At 61.1% G+C, this 19,911-nt stretch carries 22 protein-coding genes; 9 read left to right on the forward strand and 13 right to left on the reverse strand.

The genetic code is table 11. The features are described from left to right. Positions 1-14: 14 nt before the first annotated feature. The 4 genes from Asbog_RS01160 to Asbog_RS01175 form a co-directional block, all read right to left on the reverse strand. Positions 15-908, reverse strand: coding sequence for an SDR family NAD(P)-dependent oxidoreductase (locus Asbog_RS01160; protein WP_083510641.1), 894 nt, complete (start codon positions 906-908; stop codon positions 15-17). Between the two features lie 215 nt (positions 909-1,123). After that, positions 1,124-1,552 (reverse strand): hypothetical protein, encoded by a 429-nt coding sequence (locus Asbog_RS01165; RefSeq protein WP_023978771.1) that lies wholly within the window; start codon positions 1,550-1,552, stop codon positions 1,124-1,126. A 78-nt stretch (positions 1,553-1,630) separates the two neighbouring features. Then, the gene (locus tag Asbog_RS01170; RefSeq protein WP_307723598.1) at positions 1,631-2,704 is read right to left on the reverse strand and encodes a glycosyltransferase family 4 protein; all 1,074 of its coding nucleotides are present in this window, start codon (positions 2,702-2,704) and stop codon (positions 1,631-1,633) included. Positions 2,705-2,717: 13 nt separating this feature from the next. Next, positions 2,718-3,350 carry an NUDIX hydrolase gene (locus tag Asbog_RS01175; RefSeq protein ID WP_023977864.1) on the reverse strand — a complete coding sequence of 211 codons (633 nt, stop codon included), beginning with the start codon at positions 3,348-3,350 and terminating at the stop codon, positions 2,718-2,720. A 264-nt stretch (positions 3,351-3,614) separates the two neighbouring features. Between Asbog_RS01175 and mtnA the strand changes: the two genes are divergently transcribed. The 4 genes from mtnA (at position 3,615) to Asbog_RS01195 (ending at position 7,568) form a co-directional block, all read left to right on the forward strand. Continuing rightward, complete coding sequence (mtnA, locus tag Asbog_RS01180; RefSeq protein ID WP_062163784.1) at positions 3,615-4,718, forward strand: S-methyl-5-thioribose-1-phosphate isomerase; 1,104 nt, start codon at positions 3,615-3,617, stop codon at positions 4,716-4,718. Between the two features lie 229 nt (positions 4,719-4,947). Continuing rightward, complete coding sequence (locus Asbog_RS01185) at positions 4,948-5,820, forward strand: DUF2272 domain-containing protein (RefSeq protein WP_062165623.1); 873 nt, start codon at positions 4,948-4,950, stop codon at positions 5,818-5,820. A gap of 3 nt (positions 5,821-5,823) precedes the next feature. Continuing rightward, positions 5,824-7,098, forward strand: coding sequence for an adenosylmethionine--8-amino-7-oxononanoate transaminase (locus tag Asbog_RS01190; protein WP_062163785.1), 1,275 nt, complete (start codon positions 5,824-5,826; stop codon positions 7,096-7,098). After that, on the forward strand, positions 7,095-7,568 hold the full coding sequence (locus tag Asbog_RS01195; RefSeq protein ID WP_062163786.1) for a nuclear transport factor 2 family protein: 474 nt from the start codon (positions 7,095-7,097) through the stop codon (positions 7,566-7,568). The genes Asbog_RS01190 and Asbog_RS01195 overlap by 4 nt, the downstream gene beginning before the upstream one ends. 120 nt (positions 7,569-7,688) lie before the next feature. Here the strand turns inward: Asbog_RS01195 and Asbog_RS01200 are convergent, their stop codons facing one another. From Asbog_RS01200 to Asbog_RS01210, 3 genes are read right to left on the reverse strand one after another with little or no spacing between them, the layout of a single operon-like run. Continuing rightward, a complete protein-coding gene (locus Asbog_RS01200) occupies positions 7,689-8,714 on the reverse strand; it encodes a WD40 repeat domain-containing protein (protein ID WP_062163787.1) in 1,026 nt (341 codons plus the stop codon). A gap of 5 nt (positions 8,715-8,719) precedes the next feature. Continuing rightward, entirely contained in the window at positions 8,720-9,682 is a 963-nt protein-coding gene (locus Asbog_RS01205; protein ID WP_062163788.1) for a CobW family GTP-binding protein, read from the reverse strand. Between the two features lie 14 nt (positions 9,683-9,696). Further along, entirely contained in the window at positions 9,697-11,082 is a 1,386-nt protein-coding gene (locus Asbog_RS01210) for an O-antigen ligase family protein (protein WP_083510642.1), read from the reverse strand. A 107-nt stretch (positions 11,083-11,189) separates the two neighbouring features. On the opposite strand from Asbog_RS01210, the gene Asbog_RS01215 reads away from it, so the two are divergent. Both Asbog_RS01215 and Asbog_RS01220 read left to right on the forward strand, forming a co-directional pair. Next, a complete protein-coding gene (locus tag Asbog_RS01215; protein WP_231944619.1) occupies positions 11,190-12,182 on the forward strand; it encodes an aldo/keto reductase in 993 nt (330 codons plus the stop codon). A 142-nt stretch (positions 12,183-12,324) separates the two neighbouring features. After that, a complete protein-coding gene (locus Asbog_RS01220) occupies positions 12,325-12,792 on the forward strand; it encodes a hypothetical protein (RefSeq protein WP_062163790.1) in 468 nt (155 codons plus the stop codon). A gap of 106 nt (positions 12,793-12,898) precedes the next feature. Here Asbog_RS01220 and Asbog_RS01225 read toward each other — a convergent pair whose 3' ends face one another. From Asbog_RS01225 to Asbog_RS14130, 4 genes are all read right to left on the reverse strand, one after another. After that, a complete protein-coding gene (locus tag Asbog_RS01225; RefSeq protein ID WP_062163791.1) occupies positions 12,899-13,942 on the reverse strand; it encodes a hypothetical protein in 1,044 nt (347 codons plus the stop codon). Between the two features lie 81 nt (positions 13,943-14,023). Then, a complete protein-coding gene (locus tag Asbog_RS01230) occupies positions 14,024-14,569 on the reverse strand; it encodes a cytochrome b (RefSeq protein ID WP_062163792.1) in 546 nt (181 codons plus the stop codon). Continuing rightward, positions 14,566-15,648: a catalase family peroxidase gene (locus Asbog_RS01235; protein ID WP_062163793.1), complete on the reverse strand. Its 1,083-nt coding sequence runs from the start codon at positions 15,646-15,648 to the stop codon at positions 14,566-14,568. Before Asbog_RS01235 ends, Asbog_RS01230 begins: the two co-directional genes overlap by 4 nt. Positions 15,649-15,795: 147 nt before the next feature. Further along, positions 15,796-16,041 carry a DUF1272 domain-containing protein gene (locus Asbog_RS14130; RefSeq protein ID WP_083510643.1) on the reverse strand — a complete coding sequence of 82 codons (246 nt, stop codon included), beginning with the start codon at positions 16,039-16,041 and terminating at the stop codon, positions 15,796-15,798. A 253-nt stretch (positions 16,042-16,294) separates the two neighbouring features. On the opposite strand from Asbog_RS14130, the gene sodC reads away from it, so the two are divergent. Then, positions 16,295-16,822, forward strand: a complete 528-nt coding sequence (gene sodC / locus Asbog_RS01240; RefSeq protein ID WP_371861657.1) for a superoxide dismutase[Cu-Zn] — start codon at positions 16,295-16,297, stop codon at positions 16,820-16,822. Between the two features lie 47 nt (positions 16,823-16,869). Here the strand turns inward: sodC and Asbog_RS01245 are convergent, their stop codons facing one another. Together Asbog_RS01245 and cobT are read right to left on the reverse strand one after the other, a co-directional pair. After that, positions 16,870-17,643 carry an adenosylcobinamide-GDP ribazoletransferase gene (locus Asbog_RS01245; RefSeq protein ID WP_062163794.1) on the reverse strand — a complete coding sequence of 258 codons (774 nt, stop codon included), beginning with the start codon at positions 17,641-17,643 and terminating at the stop codon, positions 16,870-16,872. Further along, complete coding sequence (cobT, locus tag Asbog_RS01250) at positions 17,644-18,666, reverse strand: nicotinate-nucleotide--dimethylbenzimidazole phosphoribosyltransferase (protein WP_062163795.1); 1,023 nt, start codon at positions 18,664-18,666, stop codon at positions 17,644-17,646. Between the two features lie 48 nt (positions 18,667-18,714). Between cobT and cobU the strand changes: the two genes are divergently transcribed. Together cobU and cobO are read left to right on the forward strand one after the other, a co-directional pair. Further along, the gene (cobU, locus tag Asbog_RS01255) at positions 18,715-19,209 is read left to right on the forward strand and encodes a bifunctional adenosylcobinamide kinase/adenosylcobinamide-phosphate guanylyltransferase (RefSeq protein ID WP_062163796.1); all 495 of its coding nucleotides are present in this window, start codon (positions 18,715-18,717) and stop codon (positions 19,207-19,209) included. 63 nt (positions 19,210-19,272) lie between these two features. Next, positions 19,273-19,911 (forward strand): cob(I)yrinic acid a,c-diamide adenosyltransferase, encoded by a 639-nt coding sequence (gene cobO, locus Asbog_RS01260; protein WP_062165625.1) that lies wholly within the window; start codon positions 19,273-19,275, stop codon positions 19,909-19,911.

The raw sequence follows: 19,911 nt of genomic DNA on the forward strand, positions 1-19,911 counted from the left end.
ATGGGTGTCCCTGCTCAGCCGCGATGCCGGGCCTTCTCGTAATTACGTCGTCCGATTGCGTAGAGCACAGGCAGTGTCAGGCGTAAAAGTGCAGGAGCGGCCATGCACATCTTGCCAAATACCCCATCAATAGCGGGCATGAATTGCTCGCGGCAGGTATTCTGCCGGTTTCTGCCCAGCTGGTTGACGACGGCCTGCGCGACTTTGGCAGGGTTGAGGGGTGTACTGACGTAGTTCAGGACGGAGCCACCCTCTGCCATTTCACGGTGCAGCATGGATGTCTGTACTGCACCCGGAAAAACAGTGCTGACCGACAGGCTTGTTGGTCGCAGTTCCTGAGCGAGGGAGAGCGCGAAGCTTCGCAGGCCTGCCTTGGCTGCAGCATAGGCCGCGCTTCCGGCCAGTGGCATGACCGCTGCCATGGAGTTGACGAAAACGATATGACCACCCGCTTTCTCTCTGCTCGCGCCACGGCTCATGAGGGGCAGGAGGTGGCGTGTGAGGAGAACGGGTGCAGTAAGGTTGAGGGCGATCTGGGCTTCGATTGCTGCGCTCTCGGCCTCGGCAAGCGGGGATGGCGTGATCAGCCCTGCACAATGGATGAGGGCAAAAACGGGTCGATCGAAGTGCTCGATGCTCTCGCTGACCGAAGCGAGCGTTTCGGTCCGGGAAAAATCGCAGGCAATATGGAGGGTACGACCGGAATCAAGATCGGGCGTCGAGCGGCAAACCGCTATGAGATCGTAGCCCTGTGACAGAAGGGTCTGGCCGATCAGGGCGCCAATTCCCCCCGAGGCTCCCGTAAGCACCACCAGTTTTCGCTCGTTCTGCCACTGTTCCGGCGCGTGTACTGAACCACGCGGAGAAGCGACAGGGCGGAAGCCTTGTTGGGGGGGAGAAGCCGTCATGGGCATTGTCTTAACGCCGAATGCCGAAGCGAGACATGGGAATTCGGTCGTATGGGGTCTTTTTTAATCAGGATGTTACGTGCCGGAGGGTATGACCCGGTTATCGGTCATACCCGAAGCCCTTGACCCCGAGCCAGTCCAGCCTTCGTTAAGGCTGGCTGGCAAAAGAACCGGTCGTGCCGGAAGCGACGCGGTGCTGTCAGGTGGTCAGGTACTCAGTTGAAACGACCAAGATTGCGGAAATCCTGACGCGTCTTGTTGGACAGGGCCTTCATCTGGTCGCGCTGCGCCTTCTGGTCAGCCTTGAACTGATCGATGCGCTGGGTACGATCCTGCTTCAGGTCATTGAGCCGATTTTTCTGCTCGTCGATCTTGTTCTGGATTTTTTCGCGCTCGTGCTGGGGCGCGTTGGCATATTTATCGCGCAGATCGTCAATTTTCTTCTGACGAGCCTGAGCGGCCTCCTGGTTCTTGTTCTGCCAGTTCTGCATGCGCTCATTCATGCAGTTTTCCTTGTTGGCCAGACGGCCAATCATGGTGTCGTTTCCCGTTGCATTATTGCATCCGGAAGTCTGCGCATGAGCGACAGGCGCTGCAACAAGAGCTGTCAAGGCCAGTGCGGGCAGAAAACGTGTCTTGAACATGTGTCCTCTCAGTCAAATACTGTACGAGGATAATCAATGATCCCAATGTGTCGAATATACGGCGCGACGAATCGCCGGTTAGCGCGATCTTTTCAGGTTTATCGATTTCTCACGCATTTTCTTCAGTAATTGACGTGCCTGAGAAAGATCAAATTTCTGCGCCTGTTCATGTCCGCGTCTGATGCATTCTTCTCTGAGTTCTTCATCATCAATCAGGCGGAGCATGGCCTTTTCCAGCGCATCACCGTCATCCGGGAGGGCCAGGAGCGCAGCCGTACCGACGACTTCGGGCAGGCCGCCGCGTGGTGAGGCGATAACGGCCGCGCCGCTCGCCATGGCCTCAAGAGCGGTCAGACCGAAAGGCTCGGGCCAACGGCTGGGCACGACGACAATCGAGGCCGCAGCCATGGCTTCGAGCACCTGATGATGCATCTGATAGCCACAGAGTGTGATTCCGGCCGCGCTTGCGCTGGCCTCGACCCGATCGACAAAGGTTGTGCGCGGCGAATTGAAGCGAAAGCGATCGGCCCCGATCATGATTGCTTTCCACCCCGGAGCCTTCTGGCTGACCGCAGCCCAGGCGCGCACGAAGGCGTCGGCCCCCTTATCCGCCACCATGCGGCCCGCAAAAAGCACCAGTTTCGCGCGTTTTTCGGGGGGGGCGGGCAGGGCAGACAGATCGAGACAATTGGGCATGACCGTAACCGGCCCGTCATCGAGGTCTTCCAGAAAGCGTCGTCGCAGCCAGAAAGAGACCGTGAACACTTTCACATGCTGCATGAGCTCCTGGCGCTGGCGCGGCCGACGGGCCCCATGCATGTCCTGTGGGTCGTTATGCAAAATAAGGTGAACCGGGACACCGCACCCTCGCAGCGCACGCGCCAGAGCCGGACGGTTATGGACCTCCACCAGATCGGGCCGATGCCGTCTGATCTCACGCTGGCAGGCAATCCGATAGCGCGTGCCATCACGGCGCCAGCGATGCAGCCCGCCCGGTTCGGTCACGGCGATGAACTGGCCACCCGGCAAAGGTGAACCGGTGATTTCAGTGCCGATCACGATATCTTCCGGGGACGCCAGACGGGAGACCAGAAGCGCGATGGCCCCTGCACGGTCAGGCGCATAGCCCTCCCGGCGGGGGAGAATGGTCATGACCTTCATGGCGTCAGTCGTAATCCGTCGCCAGATCCGGCTGGTCGTAATGATCGAACATGCGGCGAAGCTGATGGGGCAGGAGCCGTGTCAGGGAAAGATCATCCGGCAGGTTGTCACGATTGAACCAGCCGATCCCCGAGGTTTCAAGGTTGTCGATGGTGGGGGTGCCGCCTGTCAGACGACACAGATAGAACACCTTGGCACAGGAAAAGACGTCAGGTGGGTGGCCCTGTCTGTTGCGGTCCCAAAGGGCGGCCAGCTTGATGATTTCCGCGCTGTACCCGCTCTCTTCCATGACTTCCTTGAGCGTGTTTTCGGCCGTGGTGAAATTCACGTCCGCCCAGCCGCCAGGCAGGGTCCAGCGATCCTGATCGATGGCTTCGCGTACCATCAGGATCTCGCCTGCCGCGTTGAATACCGCGCCACGGACATCGATCTTGGGGGTGGCGTAGCCTTTTTCATTCGTGAACAGGGCAAGCACTGTCTCGGGTGTGTTCTGGCCCAGCGCGGCGATCATGGAAGACGCCAGCACGCGCAACTGCTCGTACCGCTCGCGATCATAGGGATTCTGGCAGAAGGTGAGTCCGTTCTGGGCGATCGCCTGTACGTCCCGTGCCCAGGTCAGCCATTGCGGTTCGCTCATATTCCGGTCCTTTTGCCTATGCCCCAATATAGACCGGATCGGCCCGGTCGTAAAACCTTGTTCCCGATCATCAGCGTCGTTCCACAGCTTGTCAGTATCGTGGCAGATTCATGAAAACGCCCGGTGCGTTACAGGAAATAAGGGTGCAGGAACTTGAGTCCTTTCCCCTTATTTGCCACATGCTAGCCCTCTGATCATGACACCGGCTCCCTTGTCAGGAAGCAGTTCCCCCCGCATTGCGTGGCTCACAAGACGGATACCCACATGAAAATCAACGGTACGCCCTATCGCAGTGTCTGGCGCGACGCCCAAGACCCGGCTCTCGTGCATATCTTCGACCAGACCAAGCTCCCCTGGACGCTCGATGTTCTCGCCCTGCGCGAAGAGGATCAGGTGGCTCATGCCATTCGTACCATGCAGGTGCGCGGCGCTCCCCTGATTGGCGCGGTTGCCGCTTATGGTCTGGCCTTTGCCCTGCAGAAAGACGCATCCGATGTCGGGCTGAAGGACGCAGCAGCGCGTCTGGTCGAGACGCGCCCAACGGCCATCAATCTGCGCTGGGCCATCGAACGCATGGTGGCGCATCTTCAGCCTCTGGCGCCTGATGCCCGCGTGAAGGCAGCCTATGAAGAGGCGGATGCGATCTGTGACGAGGATGTGCAGGTCAATGAATCCATCGGTCGTCATGGGCTTGAGCTGTTTCGTACGCTCTGGGAGAAGCGCCGTCCCGGTCAGGAACGTCTCAATATCCTGACCCATTGCAATGCAGGATGGATTGCCACGGTCGATTGGGGCACAGCCCTGGCCCCGATCTATATGGCCCATGATGCCGGGTTGCCCGTTCATGTGTGGGTGGATGAGACACGCCCCCGCAATCAGGGCGCATTGCTGACAGCCTGGGAACTGGGGGCGCATGGTGTGCCGCACACGCTGGTCGCGGATAATGCCGGTGGGCATCTGATGCAGCATGGCGAGGTCGATCTGGTGATCGTAGGAACAGATCGCGTGACCCGTCAGGGAGATGTTGCAAACAAGATCGGCACATATCTCAAGGCCCTGGCGGCTCATGACAATAACGTGCCTTTCTGGGTCGCGCTGCCTTCCTCGACCATCGACTGGCGGGTAACCGATGGTGTGAAGGAAATCCCGATCGAGGAGCGTTCGGGCGAGGAAGTAACCTATGTTCATGGCATCGATGAGCAGGGTCAGGCGGCCCGCGTGCGCGTCACCCCCCGGATTACCAAGGCCGCCAATCCGGCCTTTGATGTCACCCCGGCCCGACTGGTTTCAGGGCTGATTACCGAGCGTGGCCGCTGCGAGGCAACTGCCGCGGCTCTTGCTTCCCTGTTCCCTGACCAGGCTGGCTGAAGGCCCGGCAGCTTCCTGCAAGGCAGTCACCAAGGCATGACGAGGGCGGCACTTGACCGGAGCGCCGCTCTCGTTCCTATCTCGCTGTAATGAACCGGCGCTGTTCGGCGCTCGTTGCGCATACAGGGAGAAGAATCACATCATGGGCGCCGGACTGTTTTCTTTACGATCATATGCGCAGAATACCCTTGCCGGGCAGAGCCGGGTTGTCGGCGCTCTTGGTGCGCTCATGCTGCTTTCAGGGTGCGCGTCGACCGCGGTTCAGAATGCAGCGCAACATCCGGCCCAGACGCCAATGGCGCAATATGCCAACGGGCGTGTCGGGGCCTATGGCTATGATGGCCATGTGCCCGACTTCGCCTCGCGCAATTTCGTGCCGTTCAACCGTCAGGATGTTGTGGCGATCGCCATGCGCGAATGGCGCATGTTCGGCAACCCCGTCAGCGATGACGATCCTGAGGATCGTCCCGAGCCAAGTGCTCCCTCGCTCAAACCCGAGCGTATTCCGGGCCTCTGGCAGCGTGTGGGCGAGTACTGGTGGATCGGGCAGGACCCCTATGAGACGGAAGTCTCATGGAGCGGCAAATACAATGCAGATGGTCAGCTCTTCCGCCCCGAGAATGACGGGCATTACGCCTGGTCGGCGGCGTTCATCTCCTATGTGATGCGCGTGGCCGGTGCGAATGACCGCTTTCCCTATTCGCCCAATCATTCGACCTATATCAATGCCGCCGCTTCTGGACAGTCCACGGGTCTGCACGCGCAGGACCCAAAAACCTATATTCCCCAGTTGGGTGATCTGCTCTGCGTGGGTCGCGGCAAGAGCCGCAGCGTGACCTTTGCCATGCTGCCGACCTCCTACGGGTTTCCTTCCCATTGCGGCATCGTGGTTGCCACGCATCAGAATGCCCCGCCTTTTGGCAATGAGCTGAGCATCATCGGCGGCAATGTGGATGACACGGTATCCCTGACCCACGTCCCGACCGATTCCAACGGTGCGCTCGCAACCGCCGAGGGTCAGTTCTACGATACGCGCTATCCGTGGTGCGCCGTGCTTCAGGTGCTCTACGATGCCGATCGTGAGCCCGATAGCGGGCAGTAAGGCATGACATCCGACAAGCCTTCTGCAAGCCCCGTCTGGCTGCCCTATACCCAGATGCACACAGCGCCTGCGCCGCTTATCGCCGCGCGGACGCAGGATACGCGCATCGTTCTGGAAGATGGCCGCTCGTTGGTGGACGGGATCGCCTCGTGGTGGACGGCCTGTCACGGCTATAATCATCCTCATATACGTGCCCGAGTGGCCGCCCAGCTCGATACCATGCCCCATGTCATGCTTGGCGGGCTGGTTCATCGGCCGGTCATGGAGCTGTCAGAGCGTCTGACGGCACTCCTGCCGGGTGATCTTGCTCATTGTTTTTTCACCGATAGCGGTTCGGTTGCCGTCGAAGTGGCCATGAAAATGGCGATTCAATTCTGGCTCAACCGCGGTGAAAAAGGACGTACGAAGCTGCTCTCCTTTCGCGGGGGCTATCACGGTGACACGCTTGCGACGATGTCGATCTGCGATCCTGAAGAGGGGATGCACAGCCTCTTCAGCGGTGTGTTTCCTGAACAGGTCATCGCTGATTTACCCCTCGATGCCGCACGCTATGAGGCACTCGATCAGCTTCTGGCGCATCATGCGGGCAGTATCGCGGCAATCATCACAGAGCCTCTGGTGCAGGGTGCTGGCGGTATGGTGTTCCATGCCCCCGAGGTGCTTGCCCGACTACGGCAACTGGCCGACAAACATGGCGTGTTGCTGATACTCGATGAGATTTTCACGGGTTTCGGGCGCACAGGCACCATGTTTGCCTGCGAGCAAGCCGGGATTGTGCCCGATATCATCACCCTCTCCAAAGCCCTGACCGGTGGCACAATGGCTTTGGCGGCAACCGTTGCGCGCCGCCATGTCTATGAGGCGTTTTTGTCCGACTCACCCATGGCCGCGCTCATGCATGGTCCAACTTTCATGGCCAATGCACTGGCCTGCGCCGCCGCCTGTGCCTCGCTCGATCTTTTCGAGCGCGAGCCGCGTCTGGCTCAGGTCGCCGCGCTTTCGACGATGCTGCGTGACCAGCTGGAGCCCTGTCGCGCTCTGTCTGGCGTGCGCGATGTGCGCGTGCTGGGGGCGATCGGTGTGGTCGAGCTTGAAGCGATCGAGGATATGGCCGGGCTCAAGGCTGCGCTTGTTGCATGTGGCGTCTGGGTCAGGCCGTTTCGCAATATCATCTATCTCACACCAGCCTTCACGATCACTCCAGAGGATCTGGCGTGCCTGACGACGGCGATATTCACTGTTGTGCAGGCGGGGGCGTTCAGGAAGGTAAGTTCATGACCAAAGACCTTGTGGCTCTGGTTCCCCCCTTCACCGCGGAAACGGCGCAGCTGAAGGTACGTCGTGCCGAGGATGCATGGAACAGCCGCAACCCGTCTCAGGTCTCACTGGCCTATAGTGTCGAGAGCCGGTGGCGCAATCGCAATGAGTTCCTGCAGGGTCGCCCGGCAATTGTCGCGTTCCTTGAACGCAAATGGGCCGCCGAGCAAAATTACCGGCTGATCAAGGAGCTCTTTGCGTATCAGGATGACCGTATTGCCGTGCGCTTTGCCTATGAGTGGCATGATGCATCGGGCCAGTGGTTTCGCTCCTACGGGAACGAAAACTGGGTTTTCGACGCACAAGGCCTGATGGCGCAGCGTATGGCGTCGATCAATGATCTTGCCATCAGTAGCGCTGATCGGCTGTTCCACTGGCCGCAGGGCCGTCGCCCGGATGATCATCTGTCATTGAGCGAACTCGGCCTTTAGTTCTCAGGGGCATGCCTCGCCTTTCGGGCACAGACATCCCCCTTTGATTCTGTTCGACTGACAGGTTTCCAAAGGACGCGTGTCCTTTGGTGGGGGATGGGGCAAAGCCCCATGAAAGACCTACCCAGCCGAGGAAAGATCAATGGCGGCAATCACGCCGTCATCCGTGCCGAACACCATCACACCACCCAGCGGGGAAAAGACCAGGCCGGTTACCTTGCCACGTTTGCCAAGGCAGATGGGCAGAACACGCTCGGAGCCGAGTTCGGCGAGAAGAACCGAGCCGTCTTCAAAGCCTGCGGCAATGATATCGTTTTTGGGGTGGGCTGCAACGGCCGAGCAGAACACGCCGGGCAGGCGCGCAAGCTCGGTTGGGGGTTTGCCCATCGGGCCGCCGCCGAAGAAAGGCCAGAGCACGATGGCATCGGCGCCTGAGGTCGCGAGCCAGCGCCCGCTACGGGTAAAGGAGAGCGAGGTCACGCGCTTGGGGTAGCCGCTCATGCGCATGTTATGGCTGTCAGACAGGCGCCAGCCATGCAGGTCGTTTTCCTGCATCGCGGTCACGAGGGCCTCGCCAGCCGGATGAATGGCGAGGGTGGTGTGACTGCCCTTCCATTCGAGGGGGCGAACCGTGTCCACTTTCGCGCCAACAAACCACATCGACACGCCGTTATAATGCGACGCGGCGACACGCTTGCCCTTGGCGTCAAAAACGATGCCGGTAACGGTCGAGGGGTGTTCAAGTGTCTTGAGGGTCGTCCCGCCAGAGGCGTCGCGGATCTCAAGCTGCTTGCCGGTCGAAAAGGCCAGATGGTCAGGGGTCGTGGCCACGCAATCCACCCAGCGGCGGCCCTTGTGCAGTTCGGTTACCGTGCCATCGGGCAGGGTGCGGCACAGGCGGTTATCTTCGCCACCGCTGACGAAACCTGTTTTGCCGGTATCGGCAGCGAGGCAGAGCACGGCACCGTCATGAGCCTCGATGCGCTGCCATGTTTCAGGATGTTTGATCCCGGCAACAGGGATTAGGAAGATCTCGCCTTCGACCGTGCCGAGCGCGAAGGTCTGGCCATCGCGGGCACAGGCGGCGACGGTAACGGGCGAACCAATGGTCTTTTCCGCGCCGCGTGTGGCGAGGAGTTCAGTCATCTCGTTCATGCGCGGCAGCTTTCAAAGCCACGACGAAGCTGCGGACGGTTGAGGTTGCGACCGATGAAGACGATGCGCGATTCCTTGCTCTCGCCCTCCTTGCCTTTGCCGATATAGTCGCCATCGGCCATCATGTGCACGGCCTGGAACGCAAAGCGCTCATCCTTGCCCGCAAAATGCATGATGCCCTTGGACCGCAGGATATCCGCGCCCTGTTCCTGAAGGATCGCGCCGATCCACGCCTGGAAGCGCTGTTCGTCAAGCGGCTCCTCGACGGCGAAGGACATGCTGGTAACGCCCTCCTCATGCGAGTGCTCGTTGTTCTCAAGGAAGTCCGGCATGGTTTCCAGCGCGCGTTCGAGGTCGAACCCGCCCTGATCGAGCACAGTGCTGAGTGCCACGGCGCTGTGCTGGGCACGATGGATCTGCACGCTGGCATTGATCCCGCGCAGACGCGCCTCGATGGCCTCAAGCCCGGCTTCATCCACGAGATCGGTCTTGTTGAGAATGATCACATCCGCAAACGCCACCTGACGGATCGCCTCGGGGCTTTCGTCCAGCGTCTGGATGACGTTATAGGCGTCGACCACGGTCACGACGGCGTCGAGGCGTGATTTCTCGCGCAGGTTTTCGTCCACGAAAAAGGTTTGGGCCACGGGGGCCGGATCGGCAAGACCGGTGGTCTCGACGATGATACCGTCAAACTTGCCACGACGACGCAGCAGGCTGCCGAGGATACGGATCAGATCGCCGCGTACGGTACAGCAGATGCACCCGTTATTGGTCTCGAACACCTCTTCATCCGCATCGACCACCAGATCGCCATCGACGCCCAGTTCGCCGAACTCATTGACGAGCACGGCATATTTGCGCCCGTGCTCGCTCGAGAGAATATGGTTGAGCAGCGTGGTTTTCCCGGCACCGAGAAAGCCGGTGAGAACGGTGACGGGGATCTTGGTCTCGGACATCGGCACTCCGGGTCTTAGCGAGAGGTTACGTTCGGCACAGCATATAGGGTTGCCTTGTCGCGAGGAACAGAGGCGGCCCCCAAGGTCGGGGCCCCCAGGGCCGCGGCCTCGGCCAGTCCGACGCCAAGCAGCATGAAGGCCCATCCGCCAAGAGGCAGGTTGAGGAAGTCGCTGGCTGAGGCAAAGGGCCATTCCTGAACGAAGAAGGCCGCGAACAGGCCGATGCGCCAGGCATGATGAGCCCCTTGCACAGGCCAGAGTGCGCGCAGGCATGCAAAAACCAGCCCACCGAACAGGAAGAGCCCCGGTAGTCCGGCATTGGTCAGCGCCTGCAGATAGTGATTATGCGCATGCTGGACGCAGATGCTCGTGCCGCCGCCATCGCTGGCTGTGCTGAGCCAGGGCAGACCATGCAAATAGGCCGGATTGGCGCAGGCATGACGGAAGGCGTCGTAACCGAGCCCGGTGACGGGATGGGCCTGCGCAATGACAATCGCACGGGTAAAGACCAGACCGTAATGCGACTCCCAGAAATGCGAGAGCTGATGAGCGGCCAGAACGATGAGATGTTGAAAGGCCTGAGGCGCGAGGACGCGCACCAGCAAGACCAGAACGGGCAGGCTGAGGGCTCCGACCAGGGCAGCAGGGCGCAAAGGGCGATAGAACAGGGCACAAATGCCGATCCCGAGCGCGGTAAGCGCCATGGGAATACGCTGCCCGGCCAGGACCATAATCCCCAGCACAACAACAGCGAGCCCACTCATGGCCATGAAGACGGGGAGGGATGTCCTGTGCAGATTGCCATCGCGCATTGCCGGGGTGCCTGTGGCAGGTGCCTTTCCGGGACGGGCCATCAGCCAGGCGCAGCCCAGCATCATGACCGGCAGTACCAGACGGGAGAAAGGCGCTGCCGCTCTGGGATGGGCATAGGGTCCGGTCAGCGTCCCGTCGATATAACGCGGGTAGCCGAAGAGATTATGCCCGAAGATGGCCTGCACCAGAAATTGCAGCACGAAATATCCGCAACAGGTGACCAGAACCCAGCGCATTGTCGTCCGTGATGGCTCATCGCGCAGCGTCCAGACCTGAAGGGCTGCCGCCATGAGGGGAAACCGTATGGCGAGAATGGATTGCGTGAGCGCCTGCGACGAGCCAATGCCGATATGGGGCAGGGAGCAAACAATCTGCCAACCCCACCACAGCAGGGCCACACGGACCCAGAACTGCCGACCCCAGCCCCAGCCAAGCCCCAGCGCCGATCGCGCCAGCAGGCCGACGGCCAGCAGGTCCATCATGATCTCTGAAAACAGCCTGCCATGAGTCAGAAAGACAGGCAGAAGCAGCGTCGCCCCGAAACCAAGGCGATCAAGCACGGAAGTAAGGCGGGCGCGGCGTGTCATGATCTGCGGTGATGCCCGCTCGGCGCATCAGGCGCAAGTGAGGCAACGAACACGGTTCTCCACCGTATGAAACAGCATGTGACCTCACACGAATGGAGAAACCCCTCATGACAGCCGACACGATCAGCATCAGGAATATCGACAAGCCTGTAACCCGCATTGCCCTGGGAACATGGGCGATTGGCGGCTGGATGTGGGGTGGCCCCGATGACGACAACGCCATACGCACCATTCACAAGGCGATCGATAACGGCATCAACTTCATCGATACAGCGCCGGTTTACGGTTTTGGCCACAGCGAGGAGGTAATCGGTCGGGCGCTGGAGGGCGGTCGACGCGACAAGGTCGTGCTGGCCACAAAGCTTGGTCTGGCCTGGACAGATGATCAGAAAGTCTATCGTGACAGCCGTCCCGAGCGCATCCGCAAGGAGGTGGAAGACTCCCTGCGACGCCTTGGGACCGATGTGATCGATCTGGAGCAGGTGCACTGGCCCGACGGCAAGACCCCGGTTGAGGAAACAGCCCATGAGCTGGAAAAGCTTCGCCGCGAAGGCAAGATCCGTGCCATCGGGGTCAGTAATTTTTCGGTTGATGATATGGACCGGTTCGGGGCCATCACCCCGATCAGCACCATCCAGCCGCCCTACAACCTGTTCGAGCGCGTCACCACCGAGCGCGACATCCTGCCTTACGCAAAGGCTCATGACGCAATCGTGATGGCTTATGGTCCGCTTTGTCGCGGCCTCCTGGCGGGCAAGATGACGTCTGAAACGCATTTCCCCAAGGATGACTTGCGCAGCAGCGATCCGAAATTCCAGCAGCCGGTATTCGGGTGTTACCTCGCTGCTGTCGAGGCGCTGAAGGCCATTGCCGCGCGTCACGACAAATCCATGCTGGCGCTGGCCATCCGCTGGGTGCTCGATCAGGGACCGACTGTGGCGCTTTGGGGCGCACGCAAGCCCGAGCAGATTGATGGTGTGGCCGAGGCCTATGGCTGGTCACTGAGCGATCAGGACAAGGCCAAGATCGAGACCATCCTGCGTGACAATGTGCCTAATGCCATCGAGCCGGATTTCATGGCCCCGCCGCAGCGCGACTGAACCATCCCCCGCGCGCCCTTTGTGCCGGGTTGGCCCGCCTTGAGGTCAACGCCTCGCGATCATGCAGGCGGGGCGGGAACGAAAAGCGATGCAGGGAGTTAACGAACCGCAACGCATTCCCTTTCTGAGAGGAACAATAACAATGCGCTCATTTACCCGCCGTGCCCTTGCTGCTTCGACCTTTGCCGCTGCGGCTCTGGCCGTCATGCCGGTAGCGCATGCAGATCCCAAGGCACCTGATGCACTGGGCACCCCCGTTGGCCACATCACCCTGATGGCGAAATCCGCCGATGTGGGCATTGGCTATACCTGGGGCCAGGGCACGCTGACCTATGGTCACAAGACCTATCGCTTCAAGATTTCGGGTGGCAATATTGCTGCTGTCGGTTTCTCGAAAATCGAGGCAACGGGTGTCGTCTATAACCTGAAGAACCTGCACGATTTCGATGGTGGTTACGGCGCTCTGAACGGCGACGCGACGCTGGATCGTGGGATCGGTGGCGCTATTCTGAGCAACAGCAATGGCGTGAAGATCAAGATCACGACCGCAACACGCGGGGCGCATCTCGCCGCTGGCGGTCAGGGTCTGTCTTTCCAGCTGGTTGACTAAGCGTTTCAGCCGGACTGAAATGGGAGAAAGCGGCCACCCGGCCGCTTTTTTCATATCCGGGAGCCTGTTGCTGAGTTGGCACCAGTTCTTCCGCTGCCTGCGCTCTTCAATCCAGCAAGGCGGCAAGATGCTCCAGCATGTCGGCCCGTTTCATCGTGACCCAGGCTTCGGCGGCGTCACGCCCCCAGTGAGGATAAGCTACGGCGGCGAAACTGCCCCATGCCTGCCGATAGGTCAGAAAAGCGCTCTGGGCCTTTTCGATGTCGCTTGAGTTGATGGTTGTGCCGCCAATGTTCTGATGGCCAGCGAGGCGTTTCAAGGCCGCTTGCATGCGCGTATTGGCGGTATTGAGTTGGGCGCTGCCGAGAGGCGGCAGGGGCCTATGCCCGAGGCGCGCCAGCATCTGGGTGAAGTCGCGCAGTTGCAGCATGCGCTCCTGTATCACGAAAGCCGCGCGCAGCGTGCCTGAGAGATCTGTCTCGTTGGCGGCGCGGGCGTCTCCCCAGAGTTTCTGTTGCGCCACGAGCGCGGAAAATGCCGGGTGGGCAGAGTGAGGGAGGCTGGACGCAAAATCCCGGATTTTTCGGTCCTCGGCTTCGCTCGCGATCCTTGCCTGATGGGCTGCGCAATAGCCGCCCGTAACGCCCGCCGTGGCGTCATGGCAGTAATCGAAAGGGGCCTTGTCCGTGCCTTCGGATATGGCCTGCAGATGCAACACTCGCAGGTCGCGCTCCGCCGGGGCAAAAGAGGTGGAACAGGCCAGATTCTGCGCATAGGCAATGTTGCGGGCGGTCCCCTCGCCATTGGCATAGATCATCATCAGCAGATGGCTGCCTGTATAACCCCACACGACCCGGGATGATTCCCGGGACTGTTCGGTAAAGGCACAGAGTCGCGCCCTGACGGGATCGGCCTTCATGCCGATACCAAAATACAGGGCCTCGCTGTCACATCCCCTCAACGCCTCGCGTTGCGCCGGATCCGGCCGGTCGCTCGCAGGGGGCGCACTCTGCTGCACGGCCGCACAGAGTGTATCGACCCGGCTGACACTAAGAGCCCTGTCGGTTGTCTCACTGGCCAGAGCAGGGCGGGGCTGCCACGCCAGCAGGGCAAGGGCGAGACCATAGGCGGGGGAAGGGACACGCGGCATGGCAGGAGGATCCGGAGATGTTTTGCCTCCCATGAACCATTGCCCCGCGGCTTTGCAAGAGGGCACGGGAAGGCGCCGATGTCAGATCTCGTGATCCTGCCCCGTCATGCTCTGGAACACCCTGTCGCGCCTGATCAGGAAATGAAAAAGCGCCGCCCCGCTATGAGCCAGGATGAGCCCGAAAAGACAGAAGGCCAGTATGGTATGGGCAAGGCGTAGCCAGCCCCAGAGCGCTGCATCATGCGGCAGGATCGGGGGCAGAAGAAAGCTGTGGCCCAAAAGCGGGATTGGGTAACCGCCCGCCGAGAGCATGGCCCAGCCGACCAGAGGTAACCCGATCATGAGGGTGTAAAGCGCCCAGTGCGACGCTTGGGCCATGAGTGCCATGAGATTCGGCAGATCGGCGGGCAGGGCAGGAGGCGGGTTCAGCCAGCGGTTGAGCAACCTCAGGACAGCCAGAAGCAGAATGGCCATGCCCAGCGGGCGGTGAAACGACACAAGGCTGTGGTAGTGCGGCCCTACACCGGAGGCCATGAACAGACCGGCAAAGATCATGATCAGAATCAGTACAGCCATCAGCCAGTGCAGCAGGCGCGATGTCAGGCTGAAAACAGGGTGAGGGCTCATGATGCTTTCTCCGGCATCTTCTGCTCAAGCGTCGTGGGTGTGACGGCAGGCTGAGGCACGGGCTCGCGTGACCGTTCGGCAAAAGAGCGCATATAGGCCGCTGAACGGGCCTGAAGAACCGGATCGTCCGAGGCGCTTATCCCCTGCGGCAGGATCAACGGGTCATAGGTGATGCCGGTGCAGGGGCCGGTCTCCTCGCTCTCGATCCTGTCAAGCGTCAGGGTGCCAGCCTCGATCTGCCTGTCCTGCGCAGACCAGGCCCTGCTCGGGTCATTGATGGCATCGCCCTGACCGGCAAGGGTAAGCACCAGTGTCCAGCGCAGGGGGTGGGCACTCATGGCCGCGGCAAGCTGCTCGAATAGGGCGTCATCGCCTGTCAGGGGGATGGTTACGACATTTTCCGTGGGGCGCAGGGCGAAGCGCATAGGGGTCGTGCCCCCCTTGGCATCGTGCAGCAGAAAGGAATCGAGGCTGTTATAGCGATCATTTTCAAATCCGGGGGTAATCGGCCTTTTGGCCAGCGCCGCGCCGGCTTCAGCGAGCCACGGATGGGACGCTTTGAAAGCCTGCACGCGCGCTGGGTCCGGCTTGCCCGTGGCCGGGTCGGGGCGAACAGCGATCTGGAGTGACTGGAACTCCGCCGGTGTGCGAACCGGAAAGACAGGGATGTCATTGACGCCCATGCGCCATTCCTGCCCGTTCGGTGCTTCCAGACTCAGCGCCAGCGAGCGCACCTTGCCCGGTGCGTCACCCTGATAGGGCATGCCACCGGCAAGAGCGAAGCGCCCGATGACCGGCACGCGACCTGCCTCGAAGAAGGGGGCTGTGGAATAGGTGGCGGCGGCACCATTGCCCTCGAACCACCCGGTGACACAGACACCCTTGGCATGGTTGCGCCGAAAGCCCGGATGATGGCCGGCCACACTCTGCAAGGCGCCGAGCAGTGTGTTCTGTGTGACCCTGTGGGGGCTCAACCACCCGCCAGCGACAGCGAAGCCGAGGGCCAGAAGGCAGGGAAGAGACACCACACCAAGCCAGCGCCACGCACCGGAGGAGGGGCTGGAAGCCTTGTCTGCCATGACCAATCAGCCTCGTGTGCCTTCGGGTGCGCCATGAACTGTCAGCACCATGCTGGCAAGGCTCACGGCATACGCATGGCCTGAGGCTAGAGCATCGACACGCAGGGTGTTAGAAAATTCCGGTTTAAAAACGACTTCAGGAACGGCTCAAAGGCCGGGGCAGGGTTGCTCCCGTAACACACGGCGCGTCGAGGCGGGGCTGGAGGCCAGAAAGCGTGATGGCCGAACAGGGCGGGGCACCAGATCACCGCTGCAACTGGGACATACGCCCTTGAGGTGATCGGTGGCGCAGCGCACGCAGAATGTGCACTCGAAAGAGCAGATCATGGCATCGTTCGCAGCGGGGGAGAGATCCGCGTCGCAGCATTCACAATTGGGCCTGAGTTCGAGCATGGCGTTGCCTCTTTGTGCCAGGGGGTGAGCGAAACCAGTTTCGGGCAGGAACGCGGGCGGCACAAGCGTGGCGCACGGTTCTGGACCGGGAATAACCGGGACGATGCGTCAAGACGGTATGTTGCGAAGCGGTCTCAACTCAGGCAAGCTTTCTGTTTCCCGCCCAGAACCTTTCCTGGCTGTCATCCGTTTCGGAGCAGCAGCGTTCTCTTCAACGTCGAGGTCAGATCTCATGCGTCATGCCATGAACAAGATGCTTTCTGTTTTTCTTCTGGGGGGCGCGGTCATCGCTCTCTCCCCTGCCGTTCTGTCACGGGCGCAGGCGGCAGACAGTGCCAAGGGCACATTGCTGGGCACGGACGGCAAGGCGCATGGAACGGTCAGCGTGACCGAAGCCCCGCGGGGTGTTCTGCTGCGTATCACGGCCCAGGGTCTGGCGCCTGGCTGGCATGGCATGCATTTCCATGAGAAAGGCAGCTGCACCCCACCGAAATTCACCAGCGCGGGTGGTCATGTTCATGCAGTGACGCCTGTCGTGCATGGTCTGCTTACGCCAAACGCGAATGATGCCGGTGATCTGCCCAATCTTTATGTGGCGCCCGATGGCACGGCGACTGTCGAGCTGTATTCGACGCTTGTTTCGCTGCATGGTGCAGGCGAGCGGCCCGCACTCAAGGATGCTGATGGTGCGGCACTGATCATCCACACCAGCCCCGATGATTATACGACCCAGCCGATCGGTGGCGCCGGTGCGCGTATCGCCTGCGCCGTACTCGACTGACAGCGTTCGGGCCTTTTAACTCTGCGCGGAGTGAGAGGCCCTGACCTCTACAGGGGCAGCTTGTCGAACCCGTGCAGGCTGGCCCCCGTCAGAACCACAAGCTCGGTGATGATGGCTGTCGCCCCCAGCACGTCGCCCGTGTAGCCGCCAATCAGGCGATAGGCGACGCTGCACAGGCCAAGTGTGGCCAGACAGGCCACGAGAAAAAGAGATAGCGCGCCAAGTACGGAAAGCGAGCTGGCGATCAGGGCGGTCAGGATCATGGCAATCAGCAGGCCACGCGCTGGCAGATGGCGCAGCTCATGGGCCAGCCCATCGGCTCGGGCAGGACGCAGCCAGAGCAGGGGCAGCATGAGCGACAGACGTGAGAAGGCGCCGGCTGTCGCCAGAATCGAGATGATATGGATCGGCTGGGTGGCAAGGGTTGTCATGGTGCCAGCCCGCAGCAGCATCAGCAGGCTCAGGGCGAGCCCACCATAACTGCCGATCCGGCTGTCGCGCATGATTTCAAGCCTGCGCTCTGGCGTGCGGCCGCCGAAAAACCCATCCACTGTATCGGCAAACCCATCCTCATGAAGGGCGCCTGTCAGGAAAAGCTGGAAGGCGATGGCCCAGCCCGTGGCAACGATGGCTGGCATGCCAAGGCGTATGCACAGCACCATCACCGTGCCGGTAAGCGCACCGATGGCACCCCCGATCAGAGGCCAGCACCAGCTGGACCGTGTCAGGTCTATCTTCCTGCCAGGGGCAAGAAGCCAGCCTGTTGGCAGGCGTGTCAGCAGGCTGAGACCCGCAGCGAAATCTGCGCGAATGATAGGCATCTAGCTCTTTATTGATCGATTATTCTCATCAAGAACGGCAATATCATCAAAACTTGCCATGCCATTGTGGCAGGCGAGGGCCGCTCGCACAAGCGGGATGGCCAGAGCGGCCCCGGACCCCTCTCCAAGGCGCAGCCCCAGATCGAGCAATGGCTCAAGATCGAGATGTGCGGAAAGACGGCTATGGCCCTGCTCGCCCGAGCAATGGCCCAGCACGGTGTGAGACAGGCCTGATGGATGCATCAGCGCCAGAGGCGCGACCGAAGCCGTCACGACAAAGCCATCCAGCACGACAGGTATGCGCCGGTGACGGGCGGCCAGCGTGGCCCCCAGCAGGGCGGCCAGTTCCCATCCGCCATAGCGTCGCGCGAGTTCCAGAGGCGGGTGTTCACGACCATGCAGGGCCAGCGCCGTATCGATGGCGCTGGCCTTGCGCGCGATACCGTCGTCATCCAGCCCTGCGCCGCGACCTGCCCATGTTGCGCCATCGCCGCCAAACAGGGCAGCGGCCAGCGCCGATGCTGCGGTGGTATTGCCCACACCCATTTCACCAAGGGCGAGCAGATCGCATTGTGCCGGGACGGCGTCATACCCTGTTGAAACGGCCTTAAGGAAAGCCTCTGTCGTGAGGGCCGGTGCGCATGTCAGGTCCGCGCTGGGGGTGAGGTCCCCCACGGGCACGACGTGAAGCGACGCACCGGCCTGACGGGCCAATTGGTTGATGGCGGCTCCACCCTGTCTGAAATTGCTGATCATGGCAGTGGTCACGCTGGCCGGCCAGGCCGAGACGCCCTGCGCCAGAACGCCGTGATTACCGGCAAAAAGGCAGATGGCTGCCTGATTGATTTGCAGGGGGCGCCAGGCGCCGAACCAGGAAACGAGGGTTTCGAGACGCCCAAGGCTGCCCGCGGGTTTTGTCAGCCGTGCCTCTCGCTCCCTGATGGCGTCTTGTGCCGCAGCATCGGGTTCCGGCAGGGTTTCGCACGCGTTCCGGAGGGTTTCGAGAGAGCAGAAAGGTGACATGGCGCCTTTGTGTTGGGATAAGCGCGGTTCTGCAAGGGGGGAGCGGTCATGAAAACCATACTTGTTCTGGGTGGTGCCCGATCCGGCAAGAGCCGCCATGCCGAAGCGCTCGTAACGGCGGAACCGGGGCCGTGGCGCTATATCGCGACGGGGCGTGCCTGGGATGATGAAATGCGCTCCCGCATTGCCCTGCATCAGGCACAACGCGGCGCCGGTTGGGAAACGTTCGAGGCCCCCCTCGATCTGGCCACGGCGCTGGACGGGCCCGAACCGGCGCTTGTGGATTGCCTGACCTTGTGGCTCACCAATTTAATTCTCGAAGAGCGCGATATTGAACAGGCGACCGAAACCCTGCTTGATGCGCTGGACAGGCGCAGCGCCCTGACGGTGCTGGTCGGCAATGAGGTCGGGCTCGGCATCGTGCCTGAAAACGCCCTAGCACGACGGTTCAGGGATGAGGCAGGGCTGCTGCACCAGAAACTGGCCCTGCGGGCGCAGCGCGTCCTGTTTGTCGCGGCAGGCTGTGCGCTCGAAATGAAATGACCATGCATGTGGCCTCCTTCCGGCGGCTACTCCCTGAAGATGATGTGTCTGGAGACGAATGCGATGAGTGACATGCCCGCCACCCCTGAGGGGGATCCTTCGGAGGCCGAACGCGATCGTCACCGCACGAAAATGCAGCGCCGCAAGGAGGTGCAGGATCGTGAGGTGGCTGAAAAGACGATCGAGAAAGGGTTGATCGCGGTTCATACCGGCCCCGGTAAAGGCAAATCCACAGCAGCCTTCGGCCTTGCCCTGCGTATGCTTGGCTATGAGCGCAAGGTGGTTGTCGTGCAGTTCATCAAGGGGGCATGGGATACAGGCGAAAGGCGGGCACTCGCCCGCTTTGGCGATCTGGCCCAGTTCCATGCACTGGGGGAGGGATTCACCTGGGAGACGCAGGACCGTGAGCGGGACATTGCCGCCTGCCAGCGGGCCTGGGAGCAGGCCTGTGTGGCGCTGGCACGCGAGGATGTGGCGTTGGTGGTGCTGGATGAGCTGAATATCGCGTTGCGCTATGGCTATCTCGACGAGGCCACGGTGCTGGCAGGTCTGGGCAGCCGCCCCGCCCATCAGCATGTTGTCATTACCGGGCGCAATGCTCCGGCATGGTTGATCGAGGCTGCCGATCTGGTCACTGAGATGACCCTGGTGAAACACCATTTCCGTGATGGTGTAAAAGCCCAGCAGGGTTTCGAATTTTGA

The sequence above is a fragment of the Asaia bogorensis NBRC 16594 genome (assembly GCF_001547995.1).
Lineage (GTDB): Bacteria > Pseudomonadota > Alphaproteobacteria > Acetobacterales > Acetobacteraceae > Asaia > Asaia bogorensis.